The 16216-nt window shown below is 40.4% G+C and carries 12 protein-coding genes; 3 read left to right on the top strand and 9 right to left on the bottom strand.

Annotated features, from left to right (window positions below):
• Positions 1-169: 169 nt before the first annotated feature.
• Both B4Z90_RS00620 and B4Z90_RS00625 read right to left on the bottom strand, forming a co-directional pair.
• Complete coding sequence (locus tag B4Z90_RS00620; RefSeq protein WP_236560257.1) at positions 170-1249, bottom strand: fatty acid desaturase; 1080 nt, start codon at positions 1247-1249, stop codon at positions 170-172.
• Positions 1250-1515: 266 nt separating this feature from the next.
• Positions 1516-2922, bottom strand: a complete 1407-nt coding sequence (locus B4Z90_RS00625) for a hypothetical protein (protein ID WP_115050155.1) — start codon at positions 2920-2922, stop codon at positions 1516-1518.
• Positions 2923-3048: 126 nt separating this feature from the next.
• Here B4Z90_RS00625 and B4Z90_RS00630 point away from each other — a divergent pair, with 126 nt between their 5' ends.
• A complete protein-coding gene (locus tag B4Z90_RS00630; RefSeq protein ID WP_115050157.1) occupies positions 3049-4347 on the top strand; it encodes a hypothetical protein in 1299 nt (432 codons plus the stop codon).
• Between the two features lie 20 nt (positions 4348-4367).
• Positions 4368-5465: a TlpA disulfide reductase family protein gene (locus tag B4Z90_RS00635; protein ID WP_159333211.1), complete on the top strand. Its 1098-nt coding sequence runs from the start codon at positions 4368-4370 to the stop codon at positions 5463-5465.
• 89 nt (positions 5466-5554) lie between these two features.
• On the opposite strand, the gene B4Z90_RS00640 is transcribed toward B4Z90_RS00635, so the two are convergent.
• From B4Z90_RS00640 to B4Z90_RS00650, 3 genes are all read right to left on the bottom strand, one after another.
• Complete coding sequence (locus tag B4Z90_RS00640; protein ID WP_115050161.1) at positions 5555-6703, bottom strand: efflux RND transporter periplasmic adaptor subunit; 1149 nt, start codon at positions 6701-6703, stop codon at positions 5555-5557.
• A gap of 2 nt (positions 6704-6705) precedes the next feature.
• Positions 6706-11049, bottom strand: coding sequence for a CusA/CzcA family heavy metal efflux RND transporter (locus B4Z90_RS00645; RefSeq protein ID WP_115050163.1), 4344 nt, complete (start codon positions 11047-11049; stop codon positions 6706-6708).
• 172 nt (positions 11050-11221) lie between these two features.
• Entirely contained in the window at positions 11222-11617 is a 396-nt protein-coding gene (locus tag B4Z90_RS00650) for a hypothetical protein (RefSeq protein WP_046675112.1), read from the bottom strand.
• Between the two features lie 224 nt (positions 11618-11841).
• On the opposite strand from B4Z90_RS00650, the gene B4Z90_RS00655 reads away from it, so the two are divergent.
• On the top strand, positions 11842-12222 hold the full coding sequence (locus tag B4Z90_RS00655; RefSeq protein WP_046675113.1) for a YidH family protein: 381 nt from the start codon (positions 11842-11844) through the stop codon (positions 12220-12222).
• Positions 12223-12321: 99 nt separating this feature from the next.
• Here B4Z90_RS00655 and B4Z90_RS00660 read toward each other — a convergent pair whose 3' ends face one another.
• From B4Z90_RS00660 to B4Z90_RS00675, 4 genes are all read right to left on the bottom strand, one after another.
• Positions 12322-13503: an MFS transporter gene (locus B4Z90_RS00660; protein WP_286801167.1), complete on the bottom strand. Its 1182-nt coding sequence runs from the start codon at positions 13501-13503 to the stop codon at positions 12322-12324.
• 218 nt (positions 13504-13721) lie between these two features.
• Complete coding sequence (locus B4Z90_RS00665; protein WP_201303567.1) at positions 13722-14798, bottom strand: DKNYY domain-containing protein; 1077 nt, start codon at positions 14796-14798, stop codon at positions 13722-13724.
• A gap of 31 nt (positions 14799-14829) precedes the next feature.
• Positions 14830-15207 carry a nuclear transport factor 2 family protein gene (locus B4Z90_RS00670; protein WP_115050167.1) on the bottom strand — a complete coding sequence of 126 codons (378 nt, stop codon included), beginning with the start codon at positions 15205-15207 and terminating at the stop codon, positions 14830-14832.
• Positions 15208-15387: 180 nt separating this feature from the next.
• Complete coding sequence (locus tag B4Z90_RS00675; protein ID WP_070566848.1) at positions 15388-16188, bottom strand: 3-keto-disaccharide hydrolase; 801 nt, start codon at positions 16186-16188, stop codon at positions 15388-15390.
• Positions 16189-16216 lie beyond the last annotated feature (28 nt).

Consider the following 16216-nt stretch of genomic DNA (forward strand, 5'->3'; position numbering starts at 1 on the left):
ACTATTGTTCGGCGCTATCGATGTTTATGAGTAGCGCCGAACAGTATGCTGACGATAAAAGAAGACGCTGTCTCCAAAGTCGATTTTACAATTCGGATTCGAATAAAATTTGAAACTTTATTACATTAAATGGAAAAGGACCAAGATCGCTTCGAAATGCAACGATTGATTATTCCTTAGATTTTAGGTATGGGATACGATATTGTTCATCAAATCTTTTCTTGTCATCCCGATAGCTGCTGACGGCTCCAAATTTATGCATCATTTTAATATAGCACCATGCGAGATCTATCTGATAAGGCTTAAAGCCACTCCGCGCACTCTTTGGATATAAATGGTGGTTGTTGTGCCATTCGCCTGCTACAATGCCAGGCCATAACTGGTTTATGGATTTGTCTCTCTCATTGAAATCGATACCTTCACGTTGTTTGTCTTCACCTTTTGCATGCCCTTCATAGTTGAATGTGCGCACACCGACTGCCCAAAAGCCGGCGGCTCCAAAGAGTGTACAGGCAAGTGCGTGACCGCCGATTAAATAAAAAGCGGCATACCAAAAAGCCCAGTTTAATATCCAGGATCCTATTGCATGTGAAGGATTGACGTACGACCCCCACTTTTGATATTGCGCATAACTATTAGCTGTTACACCCGTGTGTCGCATAAGCAATTTGACGCGGTTATAGGAATTTTCCGTAAGGTTCTTAGCAATAGGCTGGTGATTTACATCGGCTAAAAAACAGTATAGAAAGCCAGCTTGGGCATTATAGGGATCACCCGGTTTATCGGATTTTGCGTGGTGAACATGATGTGAAATAACATATATTTCTTCGGGAATTACATTGATGGTCAAATTCTGCGTGAAAAAACGCCAGAAACCGTTGCGGAATTTAAATGCGCCGTGTGTCGCAAATCGATGATGCCATATCGTTCCATGGGTCCCCATAACGATCATACTGTACAGGAACGCGGCTAACACAGTCCACCAACTGAAATGGTAAACCAAAAAGATGATAAAAAAGGGGATGAGGCAAGCTACTTTTAACCAGCTAAAAAAGGGTAACCAATTTCGTTTATCCTTAAAAATATTAAGGCGTTTGAAGAATTCAGTGAAAATTTCTTTTTTGCTTGGCTTTACGAGATTTCCATCGGCGTCTTTCCATCCGTAGGTTGGAACTTGCAGAACATGGTCTAAAAAGGGCATTTGTGGTTGATGTAAATTATAATTTTTGCTAAAGGTATCATATTCCATGGTTAAAAAGTGTTAATGTTAAAAGTTTAACATATCCTTAAGATGAATCAAGCAATTCGAGAAGGATGAAATAGCTTGCTGGAAGCTATAATATAAATAAGCAAAGGCATCACGATTAATGCTTATTTTATCATAAAGTGATACGGAAATTAAAGGGAGTTTATAGCTATTCATCCGAATGAGGTCCCTATAAGGTCCGTATGAAGTGCCTATAAGGTCCCTGTTATTTTTAAGGTTTTAAGGGCCATATCCTAACACTTTTTATACTATTGTTCTTTAATGAATTTCATCTCAAACCCATTCTCTTTTCTTACGACTTGTTTCAGGTCAGGCGTAAATTGAAGTTCTATTCCAAGCCCCATTTTGAAGAGATCATTTCCAAGATAATCGAGCGCTACATTTTCTTGACTGGGGGCCTCTAAAATAAGCATACTGTCTTTCTGTACAAAGGTGAGCTTAAATGCGGGCGATATCTCGGCAGCATAGGTGCCCAAATAGCGCTCGATGTGTTCGATAGCCCGTTTTTTTACCTCATAAGGTTCTATGGCGGTAATATTTTCCATATTTTCTAAACGTGCCATCAATCCCCAGCCATAAAAATCATTGGATATTCGAATGAGCAATTGGTTTTCACCTTTTTTAAGTTTTAAGCGGCTATTCCCGTTCTGTACAGATATCCTTCCGTCGGGATACCTTTTCATATTCTGCCTAAAGATATTTTTGTCTGTGTAGGTAATCTGATCATTTAGGTAAAGCCATATTTCATCTGAGAATCCAAGCTGGAGATTAGCTAATGTAGGTTCTTGTGCTGTAATAATAGTTTTTAGCCATATTATCCGACGCTTTTCGGCACTACCGAAGCGTCTTGTAAGGTTTACCAATCCATACCGCTCGGTTGCTATTTTTTCCGTGAAGGCTTCGTCTTTCGGCAGGTCACGAAAAGTAGTTGGTTCTCGCCCTTCTTCCAAAGTCGTGGGTTGGGTTATCGACCAACTTCGGATATAATTGGCCTCATGTCGGGTCAGGTCCACACCTTCGGCTTGCGGTAGGTTCTCAATTTCATTAGGTTTAATCTCGATATTACTGATGTATGCATCGCCGTCGAAGGCAATGCTTCCAGTATTTTCTCGTCCCTCGAGTTTTGGTACGGTCAATCTCAAGCTGTTATTGACAAAAACCTGCATTTGCACACCTGATATGACGAGTTTAATATGATTCCATTCTTCTGTTTTAGCAGCCGCAGGTGCCTGATATTGGGGATAGATGTCCCACATGTTGACACCGTCTAAGATGGGACAGTACTGAATGCCTTCATTAGCGAATGGGTTGGCCATTTTAGGAACTCGGAGATAGACAATCTCCTGTTCTTTTTCATTTTTTCGATGAAAATAAATGGCGCTGGCGAACTCTGTTTTTGAAGGTATCACATCATACTCGATGGTTCCGTCTTTAAAAATTAAGTCTTTAATCACGACCGGACCAGATGCTGGAGCGATTTTCATTGCTTTACGACCTTTAAAGTTTAGAAAATCAACTTTTCCGTGCTGGAAGGACCATTGTTCTGCGTTTAATGGAATGCTCTTGCTTATTGATGCTTTGCTATTTTTTTCTTGAGTATAACTTTGTAATAGAATGACCCATATGAAGGCTAGTGTCAAAAATATCTTTTTCATGTTAATTAAATTTTTGATAAATTTAACGGATAGACCTTATTTCAACTCGCTCAACCTTGCGGCAAGTTTATTCAAGTTTGTTCAAGCAGATTGTTTGTTTTTTAAAATGTTGATATATAATAAATTATGGTTAAGTTGAGTGATCCCGAATTGTTTCTGCATCTTAAGAATTCCATTGAAAATCAACTTGAATGGGGGGAAACAGCTCATTGGAGTACAGCTGATTTTGAAAAACTTTCGGACAAGATACAGGAGAAAACGGGAGTAATACTTAGTGTTTCTACGTTGAAGCGGATTTTTGGTAGGATTGATTACCAGAGCAAACCAGCCCTCACGACATTAAATACATTGGCGCGCTACGTTGATCATGAGGACTGGCGGGCTTTTCGGAATGCTTATGCACAGAAATATATACCGCAGGAGCAGGCATTGCATAAATCCGCTTTTGAACCAAAGGTGAAGAAAAGAAAACAGCACGGTCCTATATTTATTATCGCTATTTCATCTGTTTTCGTCCTTGTCTTGGTCGGACTTTTCGGTAATAGGTTTATTCCAAATAAGAAGCCTATTAATAATAGTGCCTTCCACTTCTCGTCCAAGACAATGCTGACAGAAGGCTTGCCAAATTCGGTCGTTTTTAATTACGATGCTTCTGCTGCAAATGAAAACGATTCGGTATTTATTGCACAAAGTTGGGACACCAGCCGTAAGATACAGGTGGATAGAAAGGGCAAACACCATTCTGCGATTTATTATTATCCAGGTTACTTTAGAGCTAAACTGATTATTGGGAATAAAATTGTTCGAGAACATGATATACAGATTAAAACCAATGGCTGGCTAGGATTAGTAGAAGCAGCCTCGGGAAAGGAGCCTTTGTATTTCAAAAAAACTGAAATCGTGTTACCCCATGAAACTGCCATTACTCAGGAATTGTTGAATAGCTATAACGTCGACCTCCTCCCTGATGCTCCACTGGTAAGACTTTACAATCAAAAGGATACGACAGGAGTTATGACCGACAACTTTAGTTTTGAAACAGACATCAAAACAGGAGCGAGCAATAATGGTAATAATTGCCAGCGTGTGGAAGTACTCTTACAGGCTAAAAACGATATCATCATTGTACCTTTAGTAAATACAGCCTGTATCGGTGACATAGCTCTTACAGCTGGTGGCTTTTATACGGATAGCAAACAAGATGACCTCAGTGGATTTGGCTGCGATCTTTCCAAGTGGACCAAGCTTAAAATAGTTTGTAAAAATCAGCAGGTTAAATTTTGGATCAATGATAAACCTACATACACTACGATGATTAAAAATGCACCAACTGAAATAGTTGGTCTGCAATATCGTTTTAAAGGGGCAGGTTTTGTTAGAAATACCCGTTTAAGTGGGTCGGAGAGGAAGGATATTAGTTTTTGATAGGTAAACCAATTATGCATATGATGATACTAAAAAAGATATTTCCTTTTTTATTTTTCTTACCGATAGCTTGCTTGGCTCAGCAAGAAAAAGGAAAGCCTTTCGAAATACAATTTGATATCTCGGGACTTTCCAATGGCGCAAAGCTTCAATTGAATAGCTTCCAGGAAGGTGGTCGGTCCTATGACGTCATACTTAAGGATGGAAAATGTGCCATAAAAGGAACTCTAGAGGAGCCTTCTTTATATGTACTAACGGCAAAGCCCAATTTGAGGGCAGTCATCTGGATTGAACCGGCTCGCATGAAGATATTAGGCGATAGTTTACATTTTTCGGATATAGCGGTGCTGAATTCCAGATCACAGGCTGATGCCATCCCAATCAATAGGCAACTGGATCCCATGTGGAAAGGAGCAGCTGAGCTTGACCGAAAAATTGAAATTGAAACCGATTCGGTCCAACTGGTGGAGTTGAAAATAGCATCGGACCATTATTATCGGTCCATCAGACAGTTGAGAGTCCACAATATTTTTGATAAAACACCGTCTTATCCACTTATGCAGGAACTCTATTTCTTAAGGACATCATTAACAAGAGATTCCTTGCAGTTGGCTTTTGATAGGTTCCCTCAGAATATGAAAAAAAGTAGAACAGGACGGTTCTTAAAGGAATTTCTCCAAGCAAAGGAACTTAGAAGAGGGGATCTGGCTCCAGCTTTTATTGTCAAAGACCTTAATAATAATGATGTGAATTTGACTGATTTTCGGGGAAAGATTGTTGTTCTCGATTTTTGGGCTGCTTGGTGTGTGCCTTGTAGAAAAAGTAATAAGAAGCTACCGATGTTGTATGCTAAATATAAAAAACGAGGTCTAGAGATCCTATCTTTTAACTTAGACACAAATAGGGAGATTTGGAAGAAAGCAGCGGTCGAAGACGGCATATCCTGGACCAATGTGGGCGATCAGCAAGCGCTGAATAGCAAAACAGCAATTAACTATCGGGTGCAGGGATTACCAAAGGTTTATATCATTGATCGAAATGGTTTTATCATAGATACCGGAGGATCTGGGGTGGACCTAGAACGTACTATAGAAGAATCTCTCGATCCTTTGCTTTAAGTTCCAGTATAAAAACTAGAGTAGGAGCAGAGGGGGAGGTTATGACCTTTCCTAAATGCAGGAAAGGTCTTTCTCCAATGACGTATGTTTTATTCTTCTGATGTGTTCTTTAGTTGCATTAAGAGCGTGTAGGCATTTTTGCTAACGATTTTCTTCCCTTCAAAATCGCGGTAATTCAATACCTTCACTAGTCCTTTTTGAGGCTCCTCAACTGCTATTTCCGCCAGGCGATAACTGCTGTTTCCTTCCGATATGAATACATAATTTTTTCCTTCAAAGTCTACGATACTTTCTTCAGGCAGAGCGTGCCCCAACGTAGCCGTTGTTTGTATTTCAGCATTCATGTATACACCAGGTATCATATTCTGATCATATTTGTCCAAATGACAATGCACATCTGTCATGCCGGAGGGATCGACATCTTTGCCGATCAAATGGATTTTTCCATTGTACTTTTTACTTGGGTTAGCATTGGAGTACGCCAATAGAAGCTGTCCAGGGCGAAGCTGTTCAAGATCCTTTTCATAGACTTTGAGGTTCAGATGGATATCCGTTGGATTGATCAATTCGAAGAGGATATCTGAAGGATTCACATATTTCCCGATGTTGACATTAACCTTGCTCACATACCCATCTATAGTGCTGTATACGGGAGCACTTTTTCGAATATTTTCAGCAGAAACTGTACTGGGCTGAATATGTATGAGCTCTAGCTGTTTTGCAATGGCATTCATTATAATCTGTTGACTGTTCATTTCGGCCTGAGCTTGCTGCATTACTTTATCGCTACTCGCCTGATTCTGGTTGAGTTCCTTTTGACGTCTGAAGTCAAGCTGGGCAAAATGTAACTTTGATTGGGCCGAGAGATAATCTTGCTGAAGCTGCACAAACTGTGGATTTTCCACAACTGCTATAACATCTCCTTTTGAAACCTTCATACCAGGAAGCAGCTTGGTACTTTTTAAGTATCCTCCTAAAGGAATGCTTACCGACACGAAGTTTTGAGGCGGAACATCTATTTTTCCATTGACTTTTAAGATGTTGGTTATCGGTTCATCCGCAAGCGTTACTATTTCTAAATGCGCATTTCGCAACTGGGCATCTGTTAGCGAAACCAGGTTTTCGTCTTTGGGTCCCGGTGGCTTGGAGGCTGCATTTTCCGTATTTCGATGGCAGGAAATACAGACGATAGCCAACACATAAACCATATAGTGGGATAAAAGATTTTTCGTTTTCATTTTTATCGATTTATCATAATGTAATGAAGCAGAATGGCATTTTCATTGAGCTGCCACAACGCATCCGTATAATTACTTTTCAGTGAGATTGCTTGGTTGACCAAAGTGACAAATTCGAGATAATCTATGGCGCCGTTTGAGAATTTTTTCTGTACGGTTTCAAAGACGATTTCAGCATTCTTGAGTCCTTCGGTTTCATATTGATCGACAATATCGAGACTGGTCTGATAGCGTTGAGAAAGCTCTTGTACTCTTTTTTTAAGCTCAAATTGTGCATTTTGCAATTCGTCGCTCGCGATGGTTTCCGCTAGACGTGCAGTCTCGATCCGAGCTCTCTGTCCTTTGGAAAATACCGGTACGGCAACACCTAACTGTACAGAATGGAATCGCGGACTTGCGTCGTAGGTCCTGTTATCTGGACCGGTACCTTTAAAACTATTTAGATTATAGCCTAATAGCAACTCGGGGAGCAATTTAGATTTTTCAACCCTTGTTGCTTGTTCCGAGACTATTTTTTCTTGTTCCAATACCTTGAGCAAAGGATGATCGGCTATTGATAACTGACGAAATTCGATCTTTTCCATAGAACTTAGGGTGTAGGTCTCTTCCGTATTTAGCAGCCACTGGAATTGCAATTGAAGTCCCTTTATCTCATCACGTACCTGTCTCAATTGGATCGTGATAGCTGCTTTTTGATTCTTCGCGGTTACACTTTCAAGGGCATCACTTTCACCTGCTTTTTGACGTAGAATGGTTTTGTCGAGAAAGCTGCTATACAATGACAGTGCTTTAGTCAAAAGCTGTTCCTTTTGTTGCCAATACAGTATGTTGTAATAGGTAAGACTGACAGCCTTTTTAAGCTCAAACTCTTTGAGAGAGACTTGTAGTTGACTTCTTTTCCATTCTTCGGTATAGCGGGCCCGTTGCCTTTTGTAGACCGCAGGAAAACCAAAACGTTGACTGATACTGACCTTTGTATCCTGATAGGCGCTATTGATCTGGCCATAATCCAAACTGATATCCATCTGCGGAATATCGGCAGTGGATGACCCTATTAGCGCTTTGGCATAGGCAGCTCTTAGTTTTTCAATTTTTATGTTACGGTTGTTTTGGAGAGCGAGTTCAATAGATTGATCCAAAGTAACCACAGTCTGTGCTGTTGAATTGTTTGTTGTTAAAAAAATAAATGCAATCAAAAGAGGTGCAACATGTCGTCCTTTTAATTTATTGAGTTTAAATCCCCGTTCTATAGTTACATAAAGCAAAGGGAGAACGAATAATGTTAATAACGTTGCTATAAGCAGGCCACCAATGACAACAGTTGCCAATGGGCGTTGTACCTCAGCTCCAGCGCCATTGCTCAGTGCCATGGGGATAAACCCCAGTGAGGCAACCGATGCGGTCATCAAAACGGGGCGCAAACGATTTTCTCCGCCATCGACAACAATGCGTACAATATTGCGAATGCCACTTTTTTGAAGCCTGTTAAATTCGGAGATCAATACGATACCATTGAGGACAGCCACGCCAAATAAGGCTATAAATCCAACCCCGGCACTGATACTAAAAGGCATTCCCCTTAGTGCCAACAGGAAAACCCCACCTATAATCGATAATGGGATAGCACTATAGATCAATAAACTTTCTTTAACAGATTTAAACGCAAGGAATAGAAGTATAAAGATTAAGGCTAAAGCAATAGGGACAGCAATCAGGAGGCGTTGTTTGGCATTATTGAGATTTTCAAAAGAACCGCCATATTTGATGGAGTATCCTGTTGGAAGTTTGATTTCCTTATCAATTTTAGCTTGTAGTTCATGGACGATACTTTGTACGTCACGGTCTTTGATATTAAATCCGACGACAATCCGGCGTTGTGCGTTTTCACGTTGGATCTGATTTGGCCCTTGCTCAATGGCCACACGTGCCAATTGGGAAAGTGGAATTTGGTTGCCCGTAGGCGTGGGGATTAAGAGGTTACGGATATCGGTAATATTCTTTCGGTCCTTGGCGGCTAGGCGGACGACCATGTCAAAGCGTTTCTCTCCTTCGAATACCAGACCTGTACTCTGTCCAGCAAAAGCAGCATTTATGGTTCTATTTACGTCAGTAATGGAGAGTCGATGCTGGGCGATCATTGGACGGTTATAGGTTATGACGACTTGTGGAAGTCCGCCAATAGGTTCGACGTAAAGATTTTGGGCTCCTTGGACCGTTTCAATGATTTTACCTATTTGCTGTGCATGTAAGGCCAGAGAATCGAGGTTGTCTCCAAATATTTTGAGGACAACATCCTGCCGCGCCCCCGTCATCAGTTCGTTGAACCGCATTTGGACGGGGTACTGAAAGCCGGCCGTAATACCGGGTACATCCGTCAAGGCCATACTCATTTTTGAAGCAAGTTCTGGAAATGTATGGGCCGAAGTCCATTCTTTTTTGTCTTTTAGGATAACCATCATGTCTGATGCTTCCATTGGCATAGGATCGGTTGGCACCTCGCCGCTGCCAATTTTGGTGACTACTTTTTCGACCTCAGGAAATCTGCTTTTCAGAATATGGGCAGCCTTTTGAGTGCTTTCAATTGTCGTAGTCAGGTTACTGCCCGGAAGAACCCGCGTGTCGACTGCAAAATCTCCTTCTTCAAGTGAAGGAATAAATTCCCCGCCGAGGTGACTTAGTGTAACTACGGCAAGTATAAAAAGCGAGATAACCAATGCAAGAATAGTCTTTGGAAGTCGGAGTACTTTGAGTAATACATGGACATAAAATTTTTCAAGTCTTTTCATCAGCCGATCCGAAAGCGAAGGTTTGCTATTTCTCGCACGAAGTAATATTGAACTCATCATCGGTATATAGGTGAGCGATAAAAGGAACGCGCCTAATAAAGCAAATGCAACTGTTTCGGCCATGGGTTTGAACATTTTACCTTCGATTCCTTCCAATGTTAAGATGGGGAGGTAAACGATCAGGATAATGATCTGTCCAAAAACAGCACTGTTCATCATACGACCGGCTGATGCTGTCACCATATCATCCATTTCAGAAGCGGGCACCTTGAGCAATTCTTTGAATCGTTGCTGCTGCATAAGCTGATGCAGCACAGACTCGACAATAATGACAGCCCCATCAATGATTAATCCGAAATCGAGTGCACCGAGACTCATCAGGTTACCACTCACTCCAAAGAGGTTCATCATGCAGATTGCAAATAGCATGGCTAAGGGAATGACGGAGGCCACGAGCAATCCAGCCCGTATATTGCCTAGGAAGAGTACTAGTACAAAGACGACAATTAATGCTCCTTCCAAGAGATTTGTCTGCACCGTACTGATGGCATTATTGACCATTTTGGTACGATCAAGAAAAGGTTCAATAAGGACACCTTTAGGCAATGTTTTTCGGATTTCCTCTACTTTGGCCTTTACATCTGCAATGACTTGGCTGCTATTGGCGCCTTTTAGCATCATCACGACGGCTCCAGCAACTTCACCATTGTCGTTGTAGGTCATCGCGCCATAGCGGGTTGCATAGCCAGGTTGTACTTGAGCAATGTCCCGAATGAAAATCGGTAGGTCGTTTTGCTTACCCCCAATCGCAATATTTTGGATGTCGTCAATGTTGCCGACCAGTCCTTCGCTTCGGATATAAAGGACTGTTGGTCCTTTCTCAATGTATGCGCCGCCGGTGTTTTGGTTATTGGCATTTAGTGCGTCAAAGACATCGTTGATTGTAATCCCATAGGCATTGAGTCTGTCAGGGCTGACAGCGATCTCATATTGTTTCAGCTTTCCTCCGAAACTACTGACTTCAGCTACGCCTTTGACGCCTAGCAGCTGCCTTCTGACAATCCAATCTTGGATAGTACGCAGTTCGGTTACATTATACTTGTGCTCGTATCCCGGCTGGGGTCGAACGACATATTGATAAATTTCTCCAAGACCTGTAGAAATCGGGCCCAGCTGGGGAGAACCTATGCCTGGAGGAATTTCTTGCTGTACCTGTTGCAGACGTTCAGCGACTTGTTGCCGGGCCCAATAGACATCAATGTTGTCATCGAAGACAATGGTTACAAGGGATAGCCCAAATCGCGAAAAACTCCGGATTTCCTGTAATCCAGAAATATTACTGTTGGCCTGTTCGATTGGAAAGGTGATTAATCGTTCAATATCCGTTGCACCAAAAGAAGGGGCAATAGTGATGACCTGCACCTGATTGTTGGTAATATCAGGTACAGCATCAATAGGAAGTTTGGTCACCTGATATGTGCCTATCCCGATTAATGCCAACATCAGTAGTGCTACAATGAGTTTGTTCTTTACAGAGAACTCAATGATTTTCGTAAGCATAATAAATAGATTCTGTTAAATCGTAAAATAATAGCGGAAGACTTCAGCCAAGCGTAGAATCGCAGCGATAAAAAAGGATGCAATTGTGACATGACAAAACTTAAACTTTTACTGACGTGAAAGTTATGGTCGGGTGGAAGTCTTCAACCGAAATAATAAGAAGTATGATGTATTAACAGAATTTGGGCGGCTGCCAAATGGAAGTTATGAATGTATCCTCTATAAACTGATCATTCCAAACAGCGGTATTGTTATTTTTTTCGGGTAAGGATCTATTTTTAATTTTGATAGCAGCAATTTGAGGGCACACAAAAACAGCGTTGTATGAGGTTGTATGCATCATAAAAGGAAGTTTTTGATCTTTCTCATAGTCATCGTCATGTGGGTGATTCTCTAGGTGGTACCCACTGTAGTGTACGTTCAGAAAATCGACGACAGAGAGGCTTGGATTTTTTACTTTGTGCTCAAAATAATGCTCAATCAACAACGGAAATCTCAATAATTGTGAAATTTCGGTTGCCGACGCGATGTAAATCGTCAAGAAGCATATAGCCAGCAGCTTTTTCATCCTAAACAAAGCTATAAAAAATATCATTAAAATATTAATCAAACTTTTCAACGTTCTGCAGCGTTTTATTGAAAAACAAACAAAATGATTGCTGAACCTTAAAAAATTGACTAACCTGTGAACGATATGTGCTAAAGCATAGTCACAGCCATAACAGGTTGCTTAAGGCTAGGTATAAATTTTACAATTCTTTTAACGTATTTGTTGATCAAAATTTATTTCGAATGACTAAAAATACCCCCCAAAAGGTAAATGACCATCTTGCTAATGAACGAACTTTCCTTGCTTGGATCCGGACGAGCCTAGGGATTATGGGATTCGGTTTTGTAGTTGTTAAATTTTCATTATTTATTCGTCAGATTGAGCTCATTTTAAAAAAAGATGTAGTTGCAGGCTCACAGCATGAACATTCTGGCGCTGTTGGCGTTTCCATTGTAGTCATAGGTGCATTGACAGTTATTGTCGCTTTCTTTAAATATCGTAAAACGAACAAACAAATTGAAGCGGAAAACTTTACTCAAACTTCAAATAGCATCACGATTGTGGCTGTATTAATTTTTGTCATAGGTATTATTCTGAGCTGGTATCTTATCGATGGTCTTTAAGGAGAAAGCGTTAGATCTAGTTCGCGCTGGAATGATTATGCACGCTAACTAGATCTAAATTGACCGTGCATTCGCTATTTACGATACGGGCAAAATATATTATTGCGATGTACACTGCGCGACCGTTATTTGCTTTATTGCGCTACGTTTTTCTAGAAACTGTCGTAGGGCGATCATCAAAAAAGCAAGAAAACCAAAGCTCATCGTAAGCCATGGCGAAAATTCTACACCTTTCGAAACGATAATCCAGCCACCTACGGTAGTTCCCAAGGTTACCCCAAGATTGCCAAATGAAGTCGCTAGACTATTGGCAAATTCTAGCGCCTCGGGTGCAGAGGAAATCATATAGGTAGATGCGTTTAAGAAGCTAGGAGAATAAAGAAATCCCCACAAGGCAATCGTACAGACCGTGGCGAATAGATTGCCATCGGAAAAATACAGTAGTAAGGGGATAATAAGTGTACCCGATAAGAAAAAGGCCGTGGTAAACGTAATGTTTCGGTTGAGCATTTTCCCTGCAACCCAGTTAGCAATGACTCCGATAATACCAAATACAAATAACATATAACTAACCATGGTACTGTCCATATTCTTTGCTTTGTTTAAATACTCGGCGAAGTAACTATAGGTAGAAAACCAAGCTGATACCATAAAGAAATTCATGGCGGTGCTGACCAAAAAGATGGGCTTGGTTAATATTTTCATTTGACTTCCATAGGTTTTTTTTTCTTTCACGGGCAACGGAGGAATGGCAAGATAGATCGCCAATAGCGCGATTATACTGACAACTGCCTGTATTGTGAAAGAATATGTCCAAGAAGAGAGACTGGCAATGTAGGTGGCGAAGGGGACGGTTGTTACCATGGCTATCGCAACACCACTGAAAACAATATTCATAAGCTCATTTTCATTTTGTTTCCCCCCTTTTAAAATGGCGACAGACAATGCTGTTGCAATATAGACAGGTTGGAGAAAGGCCGGAAGAATTCTTACAATAAGCAGGAACCAAAAAGGAGGGGATAATGAAGAGACAATCGCTGTGACTAAGAAAATAGCGATGGCAGTTAACATGACTTTCTTGCGGTCGAATCCCGAAGCGAGTAATGTCATAAATGGCCCAGTTATCGCAATGATCAAAGCAAAAGCACTCAATAAATAACCTGCTTTATCGATACTGATATGATAATGATCGGCTAGTTGCGGTAAGATGCCAATAATGCCAAACTCTGTTGTGATTACTGCGAGAAAACCCAAAGCGCCTATATATGCGTATTTTTTCATAAATAAAAACTGTTGTGTATGACTAATTATACGAGCAAATGTAAAGGCAAATACTTGCTTCTGGGTGTCAAGCAGCTATTTGTGTGTTACTAACAAATTTGTAAGTAATGGAAAAAGAAATTGTTCTATTGGTCGGCTTGTGGCGAACCCAAGGAAGGAAGAGAATGTTGTTTGATGTATAGCGCTTAAAGTCTGACTAATTGCTTCCATGACGGATTTTATACCTTATTTCCTGTAAGGCTACTAAACTTATTGCCAAGTTTGTCCTTATAAAAATCGCCTTCCTTCTTAAAGCTTCTTGCATCTACTTCTTCAAGCAACTGGTTTTTATAAAACACATTTTTTGTGTCTTTTCCAAAATCATTGCCCAAGGGTATAAATGTTTTTACATCGGCACCTGGGATTATTTCCTGATTATAGAACACGTGACTTTTGTCTTTTGAATAGGAGTTGCTTCCGTAAGAGTCAATTTCTTCATCAATAGGATATAATTTAAAAGAGGGGGCATCAACATGCACATATTTAAAATCTTTTCCTCTGAATAGGATAGTTTTATTGTCGATATTGATATGGTCCTGATCAAGCACACGAATTTTGTGAATGGTGTTAAATGGCCTCTTTACAACAGCTAACCCCTGTTGAAATGGCGGATAATAAATCGTGTCATAAATTTTTATGTAATATTTGTTAATCGCTTCAACGTTTCCAGTATTGGCTAAAATTGCCTTAAAAGTACCGATATTAGGTGAAATATATACGGAGTCTTTATCCTTTAGAAAGTAATCGTTGATGAACGAAAAGGTGTTCCTGTCGACTTTTATGGGATCATTCGAATAGAAGTAATGATCCTTGTCGCGTGCCCAGTTTATATGACCCGCAACCGCTTCATATGTCTTCGGATCTGCGCCTTCGATAATATGGAAGCCCAGGACCTGATCGATATAATAAACGTGAAAACGATCTTTTGGAATCTGCTGGTCAACATAAAAGGAACTTTTGTCCACAAGTTTTTGGGGCATCCCACGAAAATAGACCGCATTTTTGTCTTTGGCGATATCTTCTGACAGGACTTCAAACGATTTGGCGTCAGCCTGCATTTGTGAAATACCCAAGCTAAACCAATTTCCATTCTGACAATAAGCGATCTGCCCTTTCGAATCAATAAAATAGGAACCCGATTTTTGTTTATTGACGGGTTGGCCAATATTTCGACAAGAGATAAGAAAACAAGAAAAAATACAAGCTACAAAAAAAGCACGTTTTTTAATTTTTGTAATGCAGACAAGTGCTAACATATTCTTTTTTTAATTAGTTATTACCAATTATTTATGAGGGTAATTGCATAAAACTTGCCCCAATAACCTTTAATGAGTTGTCAATGCGTTTCCAGGTTCTAAAATACCGGAATTTTCCTTCGAGTGGTGCCCCCATAACCTGACCTTTGGCTGTCATTGTAACGACTGAAAGTGCGGTATCTCCCACGAGCTTGATCGCATCGATTTCTGTTGTGGCTTGTTCAATAATCATTGCTTTTGACCTATGCGCATTTAGATCCATTTCTTTTGTTAGCATTTGGCCATCTGGCGCAATTGCTACCAGGCTATCGTACAGAAGGAGGTCAAGAGCATCTACATCACTTGCTAGCTGAGCCGCAAAAAGCTGATTATCAGCTTCGACAATATCTTCTTTTGTTATTTTGCCCATAGTTAAATCTGATGATTACCATCTTTGTTTTAAGTGTTTATTATTTTAAAAATACTAAATCATTGTTGAGCTTTCGCCATTAGACAATTTCTTTTTTGCGCGCTATGTTCCACGAGAACAGTAACTGTTTAAGTTCCTTATGACAATTTGAGATAATTAATTACACCTTCTTTTAGCTCCTTATTTATTTGGTGTAGGTAGCTCCTTAATCCATATATTCTTAAAATCTACGGGTTGACCTTCACTCTGTAAAGCGATAAATCCACTGCTGAGCAGCTTACCGTCGATCTTCATTTTGGGGTCATACCCATTGGCCGTTCCACCTCCAATCTGAGGTTTTGAATATTCTAGTACGGTATCTCCGTTAATGATGTGTTTGATTAACGAATCTCCCAATACAATCAATTCCCCTTTAACCCATTGATCACCATCATAGGTCTTCGAAGTAGAATTTAAACAATGTGAGGAAGCTATTTTGCCCTGATAGACCACATTGGTTCCAGGGGAACACATATTTCCTGTAGGACGGGGTTGACCATCGCTCAATCCTCCTAAAAGTTGCATTTCGACAGAAATAGGCCAGTCCTGTTCCTTCAACATTGTTCTGGGGTCCTGCGAATGAAACATCACGCCGCTGTTACGAAGCGTATAGGAGGGGGCACCTTTATGGAGCGCGCCTACAAATCGATATTCAAACTTTAAATGATAATAAGAAAAGGGTGTTTTATAATATAAATGGCCAAATTGATCATTAAAATCATCATACTGATCATATCTGACCTTAATTATTCCATCTTCGACTCTAAACGTATTTCCGTAGTTTACACCGACATCATGATGATGAATTTTAACAAACCAATCATTGATGTCTTTTCCGTCAAATAATGATTTCCAGCCAGTATTATCTCCCTGGCTTTTCATTCCTGCGCATCCTGCAAAAATAAGGCCGGTAGCTAATATGGAGTAAAGGATTCTTCGCATAACATTGATGTTTGGTTTAAAATTGGAT

The organism is Sphingobacterium sp. UBA5639, assembly GCF_002421245.1.
GTDB classification, from domain to species: domain Bacteria; phylum Bacteroidota; class Bacteroidia; order Sphingobacteriales; family Sphingobacteriaceae; genus Sphingobacterium; species Sphingobacterium multivorum.

Coding starts and splice junctions, on each gene's coding strand:
- B4Z90_RS00620 (WP_236560257.1), bottom strand. CDS start 1,249: ATGGAATATGATACCTTTAGCAAAAATTATAATTTACATCAACCACAA.
- B4Z90_RS00625 (WP_115050155.1), bottom strand. CDS start 2,922: ATGAAAAAGATATTTTTGACACTAGCCTTCATATGGGTCATTCTATTA.
- B4Z90_RS00630 (WP_115050157.1), top strand. CDS start 3,049: ATGGTTAAGTTGAGTGATCCCGAATTGTTTCTGCATCTTAAGAATTCC.
- B4Z90_RS00635 (WP_159333211.1), top strand. CDS start 4,368: ATGATGATACTAAAAAAGATATTTCCTTTTTTATTTTTCTTACCGATA.
- B4Z90_RS00640 (WP_115050161.1), bottom strand. CDS start 6,703: ATGAAAACGAAAAATCTTTTATCCCACTATATGGTTTATGTGTTGGCT.
- B4Z90_RS00645 (WP_115050163.1), bottom strand. CDS start 11,049: ATGCTTACGAAAATCATTGAGTTCTCTGTAAAGAACAAACTCATTGTA.
- B4Z90_RS00650 (WP_046675112.1), bottom strand. CDS start 11,617: ATGAAAAAGCTGCTGGCTATATGCTTCTTGACGATTTACATCGCGTCG.
- B4Z90_RS00655 (WP_046675113.1), top strand. CDS start 11,842: ATGACTAAAAATACCCCCCAAAAGGTAAATGACCATCTTGCTAATGAA.
- B4Z90_RS00660 (WP_286801167.1), bottom strand. CDS start 13,503: ATGAAAAAATACGCATATATAGGCGCTTTGGGTTTTCTCGCAGTAATC.
- B4Z90_RS00665 (WP_201303567.1), bottom strand. CDS start 14,798: ATGTTAGCACTTGTCTGCATTACAAAAATTAAAAAACGTGCTTTTTTT.
- B4Z90_RS00670 (WP_115050167.1), bottom strand. CDS start 15,207: ATGGGCAAAATAACAAAAGAAGATATTGTCGAAGCTGATAATCAGCTT.
- B4Z90_RS00675 (WP_070566848.1), bottom strand. CDS start 16,188: ATGCGAAGAATCCTTTACTCCATATTAGCTACCGGCCTTATTTTTGCA.